The 1,666-nt window shown below is 71.6% G+C and carries 1 protein-coding gene; it reads right to left on the bottom strand.

Going from position 1 to position 1,666, the window contains the following annotated elements; all coding sequences use genetic code 11:
- Positions 1–5: 5 nt before the first annotated feature.
- Positions 6–1,505, bottom strand: a complete 1,500-nt coding sequence (locus J0670_RS37550; protein WP_207817254.1) for a nucleobase:cation symporter-2 family protein — start codon at positions 1,503–1,505, stop codon at positions 6–8.
- Positions 1,506–1,666 lie beyond the last annotated feature (161 nt).

Below are 1,666 nucleotides of genomic sequence, written 5' to 3'. Positions count from 1 at the left end.
GCCGGTCAGGACGGTGTCGCGGTCGGCACGGTCGCGCCGGAGGGCTGCCCGGTGGCCTGCCCGGAGGTCTGGCCGGAGCTCTGGCCGGATCGGGCTCGGCGGGCGGTTCCGACGTGGTGGAAGAGCAGGTTGAGCAGGACGGCCATCACGCAGCCGGCCGAGATCCCCGAGTGCAGCAGGGTCCGGACGGCCTCCGGGAAGGAGTCGTAGAAGGTCGGCACGGCGATCGGGACGATGCCGACGCCGAGCGAGACCGACACCAGGATGGTGTTGGAGCTGGACTCCATACCGGCCTCGGCGAGGGTGCGGATGCCGCTCGCCGCGACCGTGCCGAAGAGCACGATCCCGGCGCCGCCGAGGACGGGCTGCGGCACCAGGGAGACGACCGAACCGAGCACGGGGAAGAGCCCCAACAGGATCAGGATGCCTCCGCCGGCCGCGACCACGAAACGGCTGCGGATCCTCGTCAGCGCGACCAGCCCGATGTTCTGGGCGAAGGCACTGGCGGCGAAGCCGTTGAAGACGGGGCTGAGCGCGGTGGCCAGTCCGTCGGCGCGCAGGCCGGCGGCGAGCGTGGGTTCGTCGGCCTCGCGCTCGACGATCTTGCCGAGGGCGAGCATGTCGGCGGTGGACTCGGTCATCGAGACGACCATGACGATGCACATCGAGACGATCGCGGCCGCGTCGAACACGGGCGCGCCGAAGTGGAACGGGGAGGGGAGCGAGAAGATCTCGGCGTTCCGGACCGCGCCGAAGTCGGCGAGCCCCAGCGGGAAGGCGATCAGGGTGCCGAACGCCAAACCGACGAGCAGCGACAGCTGCTGCCAGAAACCGCGCAGCAGCCGGTTGCAGAGCACCACCGCGACGAGGGTGATCGCGGCGAGGCCGATGGCCCGCATGGAGCCGTACCCGGGGGCGCTCGGCGAGCCGCCGCGCGCCCAGTTGACCGCCACCGGGAGCAGGGACACCCCGATGAGGGTGATCACGGTGCCCTGGACGACCGGGGGGAAGAACCGGATGAGCCTGCAGAAGTACGGTGCCGCGAGGAAGCACAGGGCCCCGGCGACGATCACCGCTCCGAAGATCACCGGGAGGGCGTCCTTCGGACCGTGCTCCTTGGCGATGGCGATCATGGGCGCGACGCCCGCGAACGAGACGCCGTTCACGAACGGCAGCCGCGCGCCGATCTTCCAGATGCCGAGGGTCTGGAGCAGGGTGGCCAGTCCGGCGGTGAACAGGCTGGCCGATATGAGCAGGGCGAGGTCGGCGGCGGAGAGTCCGACGCCGGCGCCGACGATGAGCGGGGGTGCGACGACCCCCGCGTACATCGCGGCGACGTGCTGGAGCCCGGTGGAGAACAGCTTCACCGGGGGCAGTACCTCGTCCACGGGGTGGGTCCCTGACCCTGGCGGCGTGCTGGTGAGGAGAGTTGACGCTTCGTCGGCCTCGTTGATTCTCGCCGGGGTGGAACCGCCGTCTGTGCTGCTGGTGTTGCTGGGTGCCATGTCGAGCCCCTCTTGTGCCCGTGGCTCCCGGCGCGCCCGTGGCGCTGGAGACCGGCCGGTGGATTCCTGGCCGAGGGCGGGACGGCGGTGCAGGGGTCCCTCGGCGGGCCTCTCCAGTGCCCCGGGCCGGCCGCCGCGAGGCGGGCACGAACTCCGGTGGG

Source organism: Streptomyces sp. FH025 (genome assembly GCF_017427025.1).
In the GTDB taxonomy this organism is placed as follows: Bacteria; Actinomycetota; Actinomycetes; order Streptomycetales; family Streptomycetaceae; genus Kitasatospora.
The sequence above is the reverse complement of the archived record's forward strand: the minus strand, read 5'-3'. Positions and strand labels throughout refer to the sequence as shown.